Genomic DNA, 15,096 nt, shown 5'->3' with positions numbered 1-15,096 from the left:
GTCACACAAAGTGATGCATTGACATCACGATCCTCATTTGTTCCTCTCAAGTTACTGTCGAAGAGTGAGGGGTCAAGGTGAGCGCCGAAATTGACGGAACGACAATCGCTGTCTCTGCAGTGGAGCAAACGCTCGAAAACTTTGATTGCCAGCCTGTACTCTTCATTGGGGCTGGCTTAGCCAGGCGCTACATAGGAGCCCCTGACTGGGAGGGTGCCCTGCGTCACGCCTTGTCGTGTATGGGCGAGGAGGGGCCAGATTATAGCTATTTGGTGCAAAAGCATAACGACGACAAAGTTGCGATTGGGACCGATATCGGCAATGCACTTTTCGAATGGGCCTGGGCGAAAGGAAGAGGAAACTTTGAGGAGGAACTGTATCAGTCGAAAGACAGGTACATCTTCTTAAAGACCGTGATTGCCGACCATCTCAGAAGTATCACGCCAAAGAAAATAGACGAGGATGATAAAGAAATTGTGCGAGAGCTTAAGGCGCTTGTTGCAATTAGGCCGCATGCAATAATAACAACAAACTATGACGACACTCTGGAGCGCATATTCACCGGATATGAGCCTATTGTTGGAACAGGAGTACTTAGGTACAATCTAGACTCTTTCGGAGAGATTTTTCATATTCATGGTTCTGTTTCAGACCCGTCCAGTCTAGTGATATCTGGGCCAGACTATGAAAGCTGGTCTGAGGATAGTCGATACTTCGCGGCTAAGTTGCTAACCTATTTTGTTGAGCATCCCGTGTTCATCTTCGGATATGGGCTAGGTGACCCAAACGTACAAACTGTTCTTCGTGATATTGGGCGTATAACAGCAGACGAGACAGGGTTGATCGGAAACGTTATTCAAATTGTTTGGCATTCCGATCCAGACAAGGCAAAGGGTGCGAGTGAGTTTGTCGTCGCGGGCGGGAGTACGCAGTATCGCCTGAAAGTTCTAAACGTTTCTTCTCTTGCTGACATATTTGAAGCTCTTGCCGCCCAACATGACCTCAAATACGTCAATCCTGCTCTCGTTCGAGCCCTCGCCGCTCGTGTTATGAAGCTTACTCGGAAGGACATCCCCAACGGTGAGGTTGAAGTAGACTTCACTACACTGGAGCGTCTTACGAGCAGCGACGACGAGGTCCCAAGAATGCTCGGGCTCACGATAACTGACACTGAAAACAAACTTCATCCATACACACTTGGGATGGTGGCCGAAGAACTCGGCTTGAAAAACTGGCAACAGGTCGACAAAATCCTTAAGAGGATTGAGGAAGATAAAGGCGTCAAATTTAGAGACACCGACAATCGATATCATTGCAAAATAAAGACTGGAAAAAAGGAGAACTCGGCAACCCGGAAGTGGTCACAAGAGGCTATCGATCTGATCAAGAAGGCAAGCGACGGTTTAGACTACCAGGTCGACCTGTAGTCGTAGAAGGGATCACTCCGCCGAAGCCGGCGGCTGCCTCAGCAATGGGGCGCGTAAAGCCGTTGTATAGTTTCGCTGTTGCGCCTTCACCGTTCACTCCGTCGCGCCCGCGGCAACACCTGCAACCGCGGCACGATGGATCCCGGCTCAAGGCCGGGATGACGAGCGGGCGGGGCAGGCGTCACGCACACCCAGCCCCTCCACCAGCTTCGCTGGTCCCCCTCCCCGAGCAAGCTCGGGGAGGATTTGCGGCTCACTCCGCCGCCACAGCCTCACGCTTCCCCAACAACGGCGCCAAATACTTCCCCGTAAAGCTCCGCGGTTCCGCCGCCACAACCTCCGGCGTGCCTTCGGCGACGATCTCGCCGCCCTTGACGCCGCCTTCGGGGCCCAAGTCCAGCACCCAGTCGGCGGTCTTGATGACATCGAGGTTGTGCTCGATCACCACCACGGTGTTGCCCTGTTCGACGAGGGCGTGGAGCACTTCGAGGAGCTTGCGCACGTCCTCGAAATGGAGGCCCGTGGTCGGCTCGTCGAGGATGTAGAGCGTGTTGCCGGTGGCGCGGCGGGAGAGTTCCTTGGCGAGCTTCACGCGCTGCGCCTCGCCGCCCGACAGCGTCGTCGCCTGCTGGCCGACCTTGACGTAGCCCAGCCCGACCTCGACCAGCATCGCCATCTTGTCGCGGATCGGGGGCACGGCCTTGAAGAATTCCGCCGCGTCCTCGACCGTCATGTCGAGCACGTCGGCAATCGAGTGGCCCTTGAACTTCACCTCCAGCGTCTCGCGATTGTAGCGCGCGCCGTGGCACACGTCGCACGTGACGTAGACGTCGGGAAGGAAGTGCATCTCGATCTTGAGCACGCCATCGCCCTGGCACGCCTCGCACCGGCCGCCCTTGACGTTGAACGAGAAGCGGCCGGGCTTGTAGCCGCGCGCCTGCGCCTCGGGCAGGCCGGCGAACCAGTCGCGGATCTGGGTGAAGGCGCCGGTGTACGTCGCCGGGTTCGAGCGCGGGGTGCGGCCGATCGGCGACTGATCGATGTCGATCACCTTGTCGAGATGCTGCAGCCCGGTGACCTTGTCGTGCTTGCCGGCGAGGATGCGCGCGCCGTTCAGCTGGCGCGCGGCGGCGGCGTAGAGCGTGTCGATGGTGAAGCTCGACTTGCCCGAGCCGGAGACGCCGGTGATGCAGGTGAAGGTGCCGAGCGGGATCGAGGCGGTGACGCCGGTCAGGTTGTTGGCGGTGGCGTTATGCACCGTTAGCTTCTTGCCCGAGCCCTTGCGGCGCTTGGCCGGCACGGGGACCTCGCGCGTGCCGTTGAGGTAATCCGCGGTGACGCTGGTCTTCGATTTCAGGAGCTGCTTGACGGTGCCCTGCGCCACCACCTGGCCGCCGTGGACGCCGGCGCCCGGGCCCATGTCGATCACGTAATCGGCAGTGCGGATCGCATCCTCGTCATGCTCGACGACGAGCACGGTGTTGCCGAGATCGCGCAGGCGGCGGAGCGTGGCGAGCAGCATGTCGTTGTCGCGCTGATGGAGCCCGATCGAGGGCTCGTCGAGGACGTAGAGGACGCCAGAGAGGCCGCTGCCGATCTGCGAGGCGAGGCGGATGCGCTGGCTCTCGCCGCCGGAGAGGGTGCCCGAGGTGCGATCGAGGTTGAGATAATCGAGGCCGACGTTGTTGAGGAAGCCGAGCCGCTCGACGATCTCCTTCAGGATCCGCTCCGCGATGGCGCGCTGCTGGTCGTTGAGGTGGTTGGGCAGATCGGTGAAGAAGGCGAGCGCGTCGACCACCGAGAGGTGGGTGGCGTGGCTGATGTCCTGCATCGCCACCTTCACCGCCAGCGCCTCGGGCTTGAGGCGGGCGCCGTGGCAGACCTCGCAGGGCTGGGAGCTCTGGTACTTGCCGAGCTCCTCCTTCATCCAGGCGCTTTCCGTCTGCGCCATGCGGCGATTGAGGTTGCCGATGACCCCCTCGAACGGCTTGCTGACGTCGTAGCTCTTCTTGCCGTCGATGAAGGTGAGGGTGACCGCCTTGCCGCGGGTGCCGTGGAGGATGATGTTCTGCACCTCCTTCGGAAGCTCGGCCCAGGGGGTGTCGAGGCTGAAATCATAGGCGCGGGCGAGGGAGCCGAGCACCTGCATGTAATAAGGCGAGGGCGGGTTGGATTTCGCCCAGGGGACGACGGCGCCCTTCTTGATCGTGAGCGCGTGGTTGGGGACGACGAGATCCTCGTCGAAGATCAGCTTTTCGCCGAGGCCGTCGCACGCCGGGCAGGCGCCCTGGGGGGCGTTGAAGGAGAACAGGCGCGGCTCGATCTCGGCGATGGTGAAGCCGCTGACCGGGCAGGCGAACTTTTCGGAAAAGACGATGCGGTTGGCGGGCACACCGGCGTTCTTCATCGCGCCGCCGGACGCGGCCTCGTCCTCGCGCCCCGGCACGACGCCGTCGGCGAGGTCGACATAGGCGAGGCCATCGGCGAGCTTCAGCGCGGTCTCGAAACTGTCGGCGAGGCGGGTGGCGATGTCCGCGTTCACCGCGAGGCGATCGACCACGACCTCGATGTCATGCTTGTACTTCTTGTCGAGCGCGGGCGCGTCCTCGATCTCGTGGATCTCGCCGTCGATCCGCACGCGGGTGAAGCCGGCCTTCTGCCACTCGGCCAGCTCCTTGCGATACTCACCCTTGCGGCCCCGCACGACGGGGGCGAGCAGGTATAGCCGCGTGCCTTCAGGCAGCGCCATGACGCGGTCGACCATCTGGCTGACGGTCTGCGCCGCAATCGGCTCCCCGGTGACCGGCGAATAGGGGATGCCGACGCGCGCCCAGAGGAGGCGCATGTAATCGTAGATCTCCGTCACCGTCGCGACGGTCGAGCGCGGGTTGCGGCTGGTGGTCTTCTGCTCGATCGAGATGGCGGGCGAGAGCCCCTCGATATGATCGACGTCCGGCTTCTGCATCAGTTCGAGGAACTGGCGGGCGTAGGCGGACAGCGACTCGACGTAGCGGCGCTGCCCCTCGGCATAGATGGTGTCGAACGCGAGGCTCGACTTTCCCGAGCCGGAGAGGCCGGTGATCACCGTCAGCGTATCCCGCGGGATATCGACGCTTACGTCCTTCAGATTGTGCTCGCGCGCGCCGCGGACGGAGATGTGAGTCAGCATGCGTTTAGTTCTACTTCCGTTCCGGTCGGGGGGCTAGAGCGGAGATGTAGGAAGCGGGGGCGGGGCATGCCAGCCGGGGGACGGAATTGAGCGTTGTGCTGGCGTCGCGCGCCTGGCTCTGAACGACCTTCAGGCTGAGCGATGAGCGGCGGACTGACATGAAAAAAGGGGGCCGGCGTGGCCGACCCCCCAGAAGTTGCAATCTGATCGCTGGATCAGAAGCGTGCGCGGAAGCCCGCATAGAAGAAGCGGCCGCGGTTGTCGTAGATGCCCGAGCCGGTGGTGATGCCGGTCAGACCGTACGGCGGCTTCACATCGCCTACGTTGTTGACGCCGAAGTCGAGCGTGAAATCGTCTTCCACGTCGATGCCGAACCGGATGTCGTTGTACACGACCGACGGATACTTGCGGATCGTCGCATAGTCCGGGTTCTGCGGCGGCTGACCGTTCACGCCGTTATAGTCTTCGAACGTGTTCAGATACATGCCGTCGATCCAGCGGATCGTGTGGCCCAGCGTGAACTGACCGAAGCGAAGATCGGTGAACGCGATCACCTGATCCTTCGGGTAGCTGAGCTCACCGGTCAGCACGTTCTTGAAGTCCGGACGCGACGGATCGGTGAACTGGTCGAGCTGGATCAGGTGAGTCCAGACCGCCTTGAAGTTCGCCCGCATGAAGCCGAAGTCACGGTTATAGGCCAGCTGCGTGTCGATGCCGCGCGTCTTGAAGCGGGCATAGTTCTGCGGAAGATCCTGGAACGATCCCTCGATGATCCGGAACGCCTCTTCACCGTTCGGGCCACCGTTGGCACCCGCGCGGGTGAACTGATCGCAGAACTGGTTGTTGAGGTTCGGTGCGTCGTAGCACGCGTTCAAGGCCTGCTGGACCGACGGCGACGTGATCACGTTGTTGACCGTGATGTCATAATAGTCGACCGACAGCGACAGGCCCCGCACGAAGCGCGGCGTGAACACACCGCCCAGCGTCAGCGAGTTGGACGTTTCCGCCTCAAGCTGACGGTTGCCACCGCTCTGGATTTCCAGCGACGAGGTGTAGACGAAGTCATAGTCCGCCGGACGGCCAGCGGCCGCACAATTCGCCGCGCGCGTCGCCGAACCCGTGTTGATGTTGCGGGCCGAGCAAGGGTCGTTCGTCGGGTTGGGGGCGTAATTCTGACCGAGCGGCGAGTACAGCTCACCCAGATACGGCGAACGCACCGAACGCGAGTAACCGCCACGCAGCAGCAGGTCGTCGACCGGACGCCAGGTCGCGTTGCCGTTCCACGCCACGACGGTGCCGACCGAACCGGAGTAGTCCGCAACGCGGGCCGCACCCGAGATCGTCAGTTCCTTGATCAGGAACACGTCCTTCAGCAGAGGGATCGACAATTCGCCGAACGCTTCCTTCACTTCGAACGCCGGTGCGCGGAAGCTGGGGATTGCGTTGTAGAAGTTGTAGCCCGCTTGGGTCAGCGGATCGAGGTCATAGCTCAGCGTTTCGCGGCGATATTCGCCACCGACCGAGAAACCGACCGGGCCACCGGGCAGTTCGAACAGCTGGCTGGAATCACCCGCGACGAAGCCGTTGACGACGAGCTGCGTTGCCTTGCCCGAAGCTTCGGTCGGCGACAGGATGTAGTTGCGCGCAGCCTCGCTGACCGAGCCCTCGCCGAACGGGTTGAGCGGTACGCAGGCAGCGATATCGGCCGCGAGCTGTGCCGGATTGCCACCCAGGTCGCTGCCGGCATAGGCGCCGTCGACCTGCGCGCGGCAGACGATCTGACCAGCGGCGTTGCGCGTCGTGTCCAGCGCCAGCAGGTAGCGCTGGGTGTTCACGTTGCCGACGATCAGATTGTTTTCGCGGTGCTCACCGTAGTTCACCGAAACTTCGTAGTTCCAGTCGTCGTTGAAGTCGCCGCGGACACCACCGACGAAGCGGAAGGTATCGCGCTTGATCTGCTCGTCGCGGATACCGAGGTCCAGCCAGTTGCGACGCAGGCTGAAACGATAGGTGCCGGCGTCGACCTGGGCCAGCGCTGCTGCCTGGTTGGCGGCGGCAGACGCGCCGCTGAATGCGGCGCCCGTGTTCGGGTTCACGCCCGAAATGATCGAGTTGCGAAGCTGCCCAGCAATCGTCGCGCGGGCTGCCGCGTTGAGATACGGGTTGTCGAGGCGGATGCCTTCACGGTTGACGGAACCCGAACCAGCGTTCGAGTAGGAGCGGTCGGTGAACCCAGCGATCGCCACGCCATCGGAGAGCGTCTGGCCCTGCGAGAAGAACGGACCGCTCTGCGAGCCGCTTGCTTCGGTGCGAACGTACTTGGCCTCGAAGAAGGGGACGAAGCCCTCCGACACTTCGAAGTGGCCGAGCGCGTTGAAGACGTAACGCTTCACGTCGGGCGAGAGGGCGGTGAGGCGGCTTTCGCGGCTCGTCGTGCCATTGCCGCCGATGTAGTTGCCGTTCGGGCCCAGGCCGACCCGGTCGCCGGTCTGCGGCGTCAGGTTGCCGTTGCGATCGAACAGATAGCCGCAGGTGAAGGCCGCGCCGACTGCGTCAACGCCGCACCCCGGGTTGGCGCCCTGACGGAAGCCGAGCTGGCCACCCAGCGAAATCGTGGCGCTGCGCAGGTCGCGGAAGAACCTACGATCCGGCACATCGTCAAATGCAACACCGCTGTCGGTGTCGACGACGATGAAGGCGTCGTTCTGGCGCAGGTTCGGACGGCCAGACGCGTAATAGTCGCTCTGATGGGCGAATTCGGCGTTGAACGCGATGTTGCCGCGGCCGTCGGCGAAGTTCTTGCCGGCGACGAGCGAAAGATACTGGTTACCCGCATCGCCATAGTCGCTGATGCCGGTCTGACCGCGAAGCGCAATACCGTCATAGTCACGCTTCAGCTTGAAGTTGACCACGCCCGCGATCGCATCCGACCCGTAAACTGCCGACGACGCACCACCGGTGACGACTTCGATATTCTCGATCAGGTCGGTCGGCATCGCGTTGATGTCGACGGCGTTGCCGTTGTTGATGATGTCGGCCGACACATGGCGGCGGCCATTGACGAGCACCAGCGTACGGGCACGGCCCAGCGAGCGCAGGTCGAGGAAGTTCACACCGCGAACACCGAGGCCCGAGGTGGAGTTCTGCGAACCCAGCGACGAACGGAACTGCGGAAGCTGGTTCAAAGCGTCACCGACCGCGACGCGACCGGTGGAGAAAATCTGCTGTGAATCGAACGTCGTGATCGGCGTCGGCGCATCGTCGTTGGGACGACGGATACGCGTACCGGTGACCACAATCGTTTCGTTGGACGGATCAGCTTCCTGCTCGCCGGTAGCGGCACCAACAGTCGACGGTTCGCCGGACTGCGGCTCGCTCTGCGCCAGCGCAACCCCTGGCACCACGACGGCGGCGGTCGCCAGCGCAGTGGCCGACAACCAGTGGAAAGTACGCATTGACAAACACCTTTTCATTACCCTGAACGTGGGCCGACCCGCAGACCCGTTCTGGTGCTTGATCGCAACCGTGCGGTGCAGCAGAAAGTGACTTTTGAAACTTTCGTGACATAACTGTCACATCGCATGCGGATTGGTGATGTCTGCGGCGTTGACCGGGCAATTGCGTGATCAACCGGGAACGGACCACGCTGGCGCCTGCGGCCCAGGGTGCGTGCTACGCAAATGGTCGCTTCGGCGGCCGCTTTTTCTTTGTGCTTAGCCTTCGACGCCGTCGAGGCGCGCGAGCAGGCGACCCAGGCGACCGCGTTTGTAGGCGAACGCCTGGTAGACGTAGAGGCTTGCCTTGGCCCAGCGGGTGTAGAGCGCGGTGCGGTTCAGTCGTTTGGCCGCAAAGGCCATTCGGTGGCTCCAGCGGGCAATGCCGGCGCGCAGGCGATAGATGGCGCGGCGGCGCGGCGGATGGCCGGTTGCCCGCGGGGCAACGCGCTTGACGGGCGTTACGCGGCGCTTTTGCCAGGTGAGGCGATAGGCCAGCCCCTCACGACGCTGGCGAAAACCGGCGGCCTGGGTATTTGCGATGAAGTCCGCATCGACAGCCTTCAGGTCGAGGCGGCCGTCCGCGATCGCCGAGGAAATGCGGCCGGCAATGTCCGGCGAGCGAACGATCACCACGTTGGTGCCGCGGCCGTCGGAGGAGTAAGGCTCCACCCACGCATCCCCGAACGACACGTCGGCGCATTCCGCGACGACATCGTCGCATGCGTCGCAGGCAGAGTTCTGGAAGAAGCCGGCGCCCCAGTCACCATCGGCGAGGTGAAACCAGTCCTGCCAGCGCGCGGTGCCGTCGTTGAGGGTCAGGTGCGCGGTGTACCAATTGGCGGGGCGATCGGGATCTTTGCGGCGATATTCCACCGCGCGCACATCCTTGCGGTTCACATCGAGCTGCCAGGCGAAGCTGTCGACGAAGGCGGCGCTTTTCATATGACCGCAGAACAGGCCGAGCAGGTGGGTGATGCGTTCGTTCAGGATCGGATCCTGTTCGCGCAGCAGGCTGACCGCCTTGATGAAGCAGGGCACGCCGACGATAGCATAGCGGCCAGGCGTGGCGCGGATCTCGGCCAGCACCTCGGCGAGATCGACGGGATAATAGCGCGACCGGGCGCCTTCCAGGATCTGATCGGGGGTGCGCGAGATGCGGTAGTGGAACAGGCGCTCGCCCGTCGAGGGGATGACGTGCGCGACGCCGTCGATCTGACCGGATGCAAGCAGGTCTGCGGCGACCCAGCTGACCATGCCGCCGGAACTGCCGCGCTCGCGAAAAGGGGCTTGCTCGGCGTGGCCGACGTAATTCGCCTCGTAGCGGCCGAGGCGGGGATCGTGGTGAGAGGCTTTCGGGAAGCGGGCTGCGGCGAGTTGGTCCTCGTTGCGCGCCGCGGGGGAGAAGGGGCAGGTGGCGGCGAAGGCAGCGCCGCTCGGGGCGGGTTGGCTGGTTATCGTCGCCGAGGGAATGGCCCCTTCGGACAGCGCTGGCCGATCCTGGTCTCCGCTGTGCCGCCCGACGTGCGATCCGTGCGTTTGCGGATCGATGGTTGTCGGGACAGGGCCGATCGTACCGATTCGATAGTCTGAGAGTGTCGCGGCGCTTGGCTTGCGCTGACCATAGCGATCCCAGGCCATGCCCTTTGTCGCGCAACCCCCGCAGCCGATGCACAGGCCCGATTCCACGATGTCGGCGGGAGTGAGGGCGTTAAGCGAGGGCATGGTCGAGGAAGCGGGTGGAGGCGGCGCGGGCGGTCGCGAGGCGGTCGGCGAGGTCGGCCGGAAGGGCCGCGAGGCGATCGGCGAAGGCGGTGTCGCTCAGGCCCTCGGCGACGAGGTGATCCTGCAGCCCCAGGATACGGGTGAGATCCTGCACCTTGTTGCGGCGATAGGGCGAGGCGGCGCAGACGAACGGGCGATTGTGGCGGATCGCAAAGACGCAGCCGTGGAAGAAATTGGTCGCGACCGCGCACGCACCGGCGATCAATGAGGAGAAATCGGCCGCAGTGGCATCAATCCTGGCCTCGTCCGCGATTTGGCTGGGATAGCCGATCGTGACGAGGCGGGTGTTGGTGCGGTCCGCCCAGCGGCGAAGCTGAGCGGTAAACCAATCCGGGAAGCTGTGGCCGTACACCACGGCGTAACGCTTGCCGGCGGGTGTGGCTGCGTCGGGAATCACGTTCGGGAATTGCAGGCAGGGATCGAGGACGAGCGGGATCTCCCGCGCCAGGCCGGTGAGCAATGCGCGACTGTTCTCATCGCGCACGGAGATCGCATGGAAGCGGCGGAGGCGATCGAGCCAATGGTTGTCGATGCCGTCTGCCGCGTCGTGATTACCGACACTTGCCGCGTAGGAGACGAGGCGATCGGTGTTCAGCCCTTCGCCGAAGAAGATCGATGCGCCGGAATACCATGGATGGCGGAAGTTCCACACCTCGTCGCTGCCGACCACAACCGTGTCGTATCGCGGCGCGCGCGTCGGATCCTCGAGCGGGAAGGGCGGGGACAGCGGGAGCGCGTCGACGGCGGCGATCAGCGCGCGGGTCTTGCGGCCGAGCGCGGCGAAGTGGCGCGGATCGGTGCGGACGGGAAGCGTGGGCTGGAACGCATTGCGCGCTTCGCGCCATTCCACGCGGCGCGAGCGGTGATCGAGCAACTCGGCATCCAAACCCCGGGCGCGGAGCCCCTCCACCAGGCAGCGCGCCTGCCAATAAGAGCCGTAGTTGATTGAACGATGGAAGGTGAGGACGCCAATCTTTCGTGCTGCCATGCCGATCAGCGACCGTAGATGAGGTCAAGCACCTCTGCCGAGCGGGCGAAATGATCGGCGGCGGGATCGAAGCGCGGGCTTTGCGCAAGCTGCGTCGCCCAGGCGGCGGCGGCGCGGCCACCCCAATCGTCGGCACCGTCCGTCAAGCGGTGGGCCGAGGTGCCGGTGAAGTGGTCGGCAGTGAAATCGTAGAAGCTGCCGCCGACGTTGCGGAAGGCGGCGCCGCCGTTGGTGCCGTAGAAATCAGCCGCGATCACCGCATCCTGCCCGGCGTGAAGGCGCCAGGAGCAAGTGAGCCGGACGTTGGTGCCGCCGGCGGTGAAGCTGGCGCTGGCATAATCCTCGACAGAGCCGGGGTGGAGTGGCTGACCGCCCGCAAAGAGCGCGGCGTGCGCGTCGGTCGCCTTGGGAAAGCCGAGCGCCCAAAGCGCGAGGTCGACAAGGTGGACGCCGAGGTCGACCACGCAGCCGCCGCCCGACTGTACCGGATCGTAGAACCACGGCTTGTCCGGGCCGTAGGCGTTGTGAAAGGTGAGATCGATCGCAAAGATGTCACCCAGCGCGCCTTCGCCGATCAGGCTGGCGATCGCTTCCATACCGGCAGTGTGGCGATAGGACAGATCGACGCCGAGCAGCCGATCCGCCTCTCGCGCGGCAGCGATCACCGCATCCACCTCTGCCGCGGTGCGGCCGAGCGGCTTTTGGCAGAAGACCGCCTTGCCCGCCTGAAGCGCCTGGATCGACTGATCGGCGTGTAGCGCACTGGGCGTCGCGATCACCACGCCATCGATGTCGAGCGCGAGCATTGCGTCGAGCGAGTCGACGATGCGGATCGTCGGGGCGACATTAGCCGCCTCCGCGATACATTCCGGCGAGGGATCGCAGACGGCGACGGCTTCTACCGCCCCCGTTGCGACCATGGCAGCCATGCGATGCCGGCCGATCCAGCCAGTCCCCAGGAACCCGAGACGGGGCTTCATGCGTGTGTCTTTCAGGCCGAGGCGACGAGCTTGAGCGGTGCGGCCTGCGCGGGCGCATAGCGATCGATCATCTCGGCGCAGAAATCGGCAAACATCTGCGGATCGCGCGCCGGGCTGGTGTGATGCGGCTGTACGCCGAGATGCTCGGGCGTGAAGCAGAAGGTGACGGTGACCTCGAAATCGGCCAGCGCCTCCATCTGGCGATCGAACCAGTCGAGCGCGCCCGGGCGGAACCGATCGGCCCAGCTGAGGCCGGTGCGCAGCTTGCGCGTGCCGAGCCGCTTCAGCCAGCCGACTGCCTCGTCAAGCCGCGGATCCTCGAAATGGAACCATTGCATCAGCCCCATGTCGGCGGCGTGGCGCGCATAAACATCAAGCGCCGGCTTCGCCGTTCCGTCTTCGCGGATCAGGCCCATGTAGAAATGACGGTAATAGCTGGATCCCTCCGCCTCGCGGTGGCGGGTGGTGGCGCCCCAGGACTGCGGCAGATCGAACAGCGAATACCAATAGATGTTCGGCACGCGGCCGACGAGCAGCTCAGCCGTCTTCTCGACGCCGAATACTTGCACTTCCTCCGCGCCGAACGAGCCGACGCCCACTTCCGTCACCCAGACCGGCTTGTCGGGGACCACCGCCTCGATCTCCGCGATCTTCTTGGGCCAGTCGTGGATCGACCACAAATTCCAGTCGAGCGGGAAGCCATGCACGGCGACCACGTCCACCGCGTCGAGTGCGCCATGCGCCCGCATCCGGTTCACCCATTGCGGGTCGATCGGGGACATGCCGCCCAGCACGCGTGTGACCGACGGATTGATCGCCGCGATCGAATTCCCCGCGCGAATGACGTGATCGGCATAGGAGGACCAATCCGGGTCGATCTCAGGATCCCAATGCGATTTGTTGTTCGGCTCGTTCCAGATCATCGCCGCTTCGATCACGAACTTGTTCCCCCCTTGGCTGGATAGACTGCCGTTGGACCATATTGGCCGAACGGAACCGGTGCGACCCGGCAGAAATAGACGTCGCCGTCGGCCTGCGCCTCGACGGTGAAGCCGGCGGCGCGAAGCATCGCCTGGCTGGCGGCAGCGTTGGGCGCCCACCAGTTCGTCCAGTCGCCGGCGAACTTGCGTTCAATGAAATGCATCTTGGGATAGCCGGGCGCATCGAAATAGGCCGGCTGCCGATAGGTGCCGGGTTCGAAGAACGGATGATCCTCGGGCGCGTCGGCTACATCCTGCGAGCCCTGCTGAAGCGTTTGAAACAGCATGGCGTCGCCCGCGACATGCTCACGGATCAGGTCCAGCGCGAGCAAGGGGTGGCGCAGGTGATAGAGGACACCCATGAAGATCACGAGGTCGAACCTCTCGCCAAGCGCGGCGACGTCGTAGACCGATAGCTTGCGGAACTCGACGCCGGTGAAGCCGAGCGCGTCCGTGGCGAGCCGAGCCTGGGCGAGATAGCGATCGTCGCTGTCGATCCCCACGACCCGCTCGGCGCCGCGGCGCAGCGCCTCGACCGAGTAGAAGCCGGCGTTGCAGCCGATGTCGAGCACGCTCTTGCCGGTGAGGTCCGCGGGAAAGATCGGCGCAAAGCGGGCGAACTTGTCGCCGGGATAATTGCCAAGGAAATGATCGGGCGCGGTCTGCACGCCGTTCAGGTCGATGTTGTGAAACCACGGAGCGAGCGCGGCGATGCTACTACTTAGCTCGCGATCCCGCGTTTGGTCATTCGAACGTGCGGCTACCGGCATCGCGCCCCCTGGATGACGGCCCGCGACATGCGGCGCCCAAGATGATGGCCCCCGGCACGCGATGGCAGGGGGAACCTCGTTACGCCTAACGAACGTACTTCAAAGCTGTTCCCTGACCCGTTTCACCTGCGGCTTTCTCGTGGCTGCGGGGCAGGGGAGGGAACCTGCGACGCCTTCGCGACATTCAGCTTTGTTGATGGAGGAGGGCGCACTGAATTGGGTTTCAGCGATGCGGGCGGAGGATTACCCCCGCGCGTGGGCACTTTCTGCGCGCGATCTGGCGACGCGTGATCCCGCGACGCGCGACGATCCAAAGCTGCCCTATCACTTGCGCTGGGTATGGGATGGTCGCCCCTTCGACGGGCGGGACGTGCTGGTGCGGTGCTATCACGGACTGGGTGACACGATCCAGTTCGCGCGGTTTCTGCCCGCGCTGGCCGCCCGTGCCGCACGAGTAACGGTGGAGGCACCCGAACGGCTGCACCCGTTGCTCGCCAGCCTCGACGCTCCGTTGACCCTTGCGCCGTTCGACCATGCCCATCCGCTTCCGCCCGCAGATTGCGACCTCGAAATCACAGAGCTGCCCTTTGCGCTGCGGGCAAAGCCAGACGCGAGCGACTTTCCCTATCTGCGCGCGAGCCCGGCCGCATTGCCCGCAGGTACGATCGGCCTGTGTCATCAGGGCGGTGACTGGGATCCGGCGCGCTCCTTCGATCCAGTGCTGTTCGCGCCAATTGCTGCGGCCAAGCGCTGTATCACGCTGGTTGCCGAACCAACGACACTGCCGGTACTGAATCCGGCGGGCTGCCCCTTTGCCATGGATGCGACGGCAGCGCTGGTGGCCGCCTGCGATCTGGTCATCACGGTGGACACGATGATCGCACATCTGGCCGGCGCGCTCGGCCGCCCCACCTGGCTGCTGCTGAAGGCGGAGCCGGACTGGCGGTGGAACCCGGCGGCGACGAACACGCCGTGGTACCCGGACATGCGCCTTTATGTGCAGGAAACGCCCGGCGACTGGGCAGGCGTGATCGCCCGCGTCGTTCGCGACCTGACCAACCCGAACACCATTGTCACCAACCACGAAAGGTCGGCCCATGGCGAGTATCGCAGCACCGTCAGTTCCCGTGTCCTGGGGTGAATTGCTCGACAAGATCACCATCCTGGAGATCAAGCGCGAGCGGATCACGCGCGCCGAAGCGCGGGAGAATGTGCTGCGCGAATATCGCCTGTTGCGCTCCATCGGTGCGCAGGTGCTGAACCGGAGCGGCATCGCCCCGCTGGTCCGCGCGCTGAAGGCGGTGAACGAAGCACTGTGGGAGATCGAGGACGCCATTCGGGAGCAGGAGGCGGCGCGCGAGTTCGGCGCTGATTTCATCCGGCTGGCCCGCGCCGTCTATCAGCGCAATGATGAGCGGGCAGCGATCAAGCGCGAGATCAACCTGAAGCTGGAATCCGATCTGATCGAAGAAAAGAGCTACGCCAGCCGCGTAGCGGCCTGAC

10 protein-coding genes are annotated in these 15,096 nt (G+C 63.8%); 3 read left to right on the top strand and 7 right to left on the bottom strand.

Annotation, left to right across the window (positions count from 1 at the left end):
* Positions 1–77 precede the first annotated feature (77 nt).
* Positions 78–1,427, top strand: coding sequence for an SIR2 family protein (locus LK535_RS09555; RefSeq protein WP_227771680.1), 1,350 nt, complete (start codon positions 78–80; stop codon positions 1,425–1,427).
* Positions 1,428–1,680: 253 nt separating this feature from the next.
* On the opposite strand, the gene uvrA is transcribed toward LK535_RS09555, so the two are convergent.
* The 7 genes from uvrA to LK535_RS09520 all read right to left on the bottom strand — a co-directional run bounded on the left by uvrA (position 1,681) and on the right by LK535_RS09520 (position 13,593).
* On the bottom strand, positions 1,681–4,596 hold the full coding sequence (gene uvrA / locus LK535_RS09550; RefSeq protein ID WP_227771679.1) for an excinuclease ABC subunit UvrA: 2,916 nt from the start codon (positions 4,594–4,596) through the stop codon (positions 1,681–1,683).
* 215 nt (positions 4,597–4,811) lie between these two features.
* Positions 4,812–8,051, bottom strand: a complete 3,240-nt coding sequence (locus tag LK535_RS09545) for a TonB-dependent receptor domain-containing protein (protein ID WP_227771678.1) — start codon at positions 8,049–8,051, stop codon at positions 4,812–4,814.
* Positions 8,052–8,309: 258 nt separating this feature from the next.
* Positions 8,310–9,731: a Coenzyme F420 hydrogenase/dehydrogenase, beta subunit C-terminal domain gene (locus LK535_RS09540; protein ID WP_227771677.1), complete on the bottom strand. Its 1,422-nt coding sequence runs from the start codon at positions 9,729–9,731 to the stop codon at positions 8,310–8,312.
* A gap of 70 nt (positions 9,732–9,801) precedes the next feature.
* Complete coding sequence (locus LK535_RS09535) at positions 9,802–10,863, bottom strand: polysaccharide pyruvyl transferase family protein (protein WP_227771676.1); 1,062 nt, start codon at positions 10,861–10,863, stop codon at positions 9,802–9,804.
* Positions 10,864–10,868: 5 nt separating this feature from the next.
* Entirely contained in the window at positions 10,869–11,843 is a 975-nt protein-coding gene (locus LK535_RS09530) for a Gfo/Idh/MocA family protein (protein WP_227771675.1), read from the bottom strand.
* An 11-nt stretch (positions 11,844–11,854) separates the two neighbouring features.
* Positions 11,855–12,781, bottom strand: coding sequence for a glycosyl hydrolase (locus tag LK535_RS09525; RefSeq protein WP_227771674.1), 927 nt, complete (start codon positions 12,779–12,781; stop codon positions 11,855–11,857).
* On the bottom strand, positions 12,778–13,593 hold the full coding sequence (locus tag LK535_RS09520) for a TIGR04290 family methyltransferase (protein ID WP_227771673.1): 816 nt from the start codon (positions 13,591–13,593) through the stop codon (positions 12,778–12,780). The genes LK535_RS09525 and LK535_RS09520 overlap by 4 nt, the downstream gene beginning before the upstream one ends.
* A 196-nt stretch (positions 13,594–13,789) precedes the next feature.
* Here LK535_RS09520 and LK535_RS09515 point away from each other — a divergent pair, with 196 nt between their 5' ends.
* Together LK535_RS09515 and LK535_RS09510 are read left to right on the top strand one after the other, a co-directional pair.
* The gene (locus LK535_RS09515; RefSeq protein WP_227771672.1) at positions 13,790–14,734 is read left to right on the top strand and encodes a glycosyltransferase family 9 protein; all 945 of its coding nucleotides are present in this window, start codon (positions 13,790–13,792) and stop codon (positions 14,732–14,734) included.
* Complete coding sequence (locus tag LK535_RS09510) at positions 14,691–15,095, top strand: DUF6165 family protein (RefSeq protein ID WP_227771671.1); 405 nt, start codon at positions 14,691–14,693, stop codon at positions 15,093–15,095. The genes LK535_RS09515 and LK535_RS09510 overlap by 44 nt, the downstream gene beginning before the upstream one ends.
* The last annotated feature ends 1 nt before the right edge of the window (position 15,096 follow it).

The sequence above is a fragment of the Sphingomonas sp. IC4-52 genome (assembly GCF_020707225.1).
GTDB lineage: Bacteria > Pseudomonadota > Alphaproteobacteria > Sphingomonadales > Sphingomonadaceae > Sphingomonas.
This window is presented reverse-complemented; position numbering and strand designations above follow the sequence as displayed.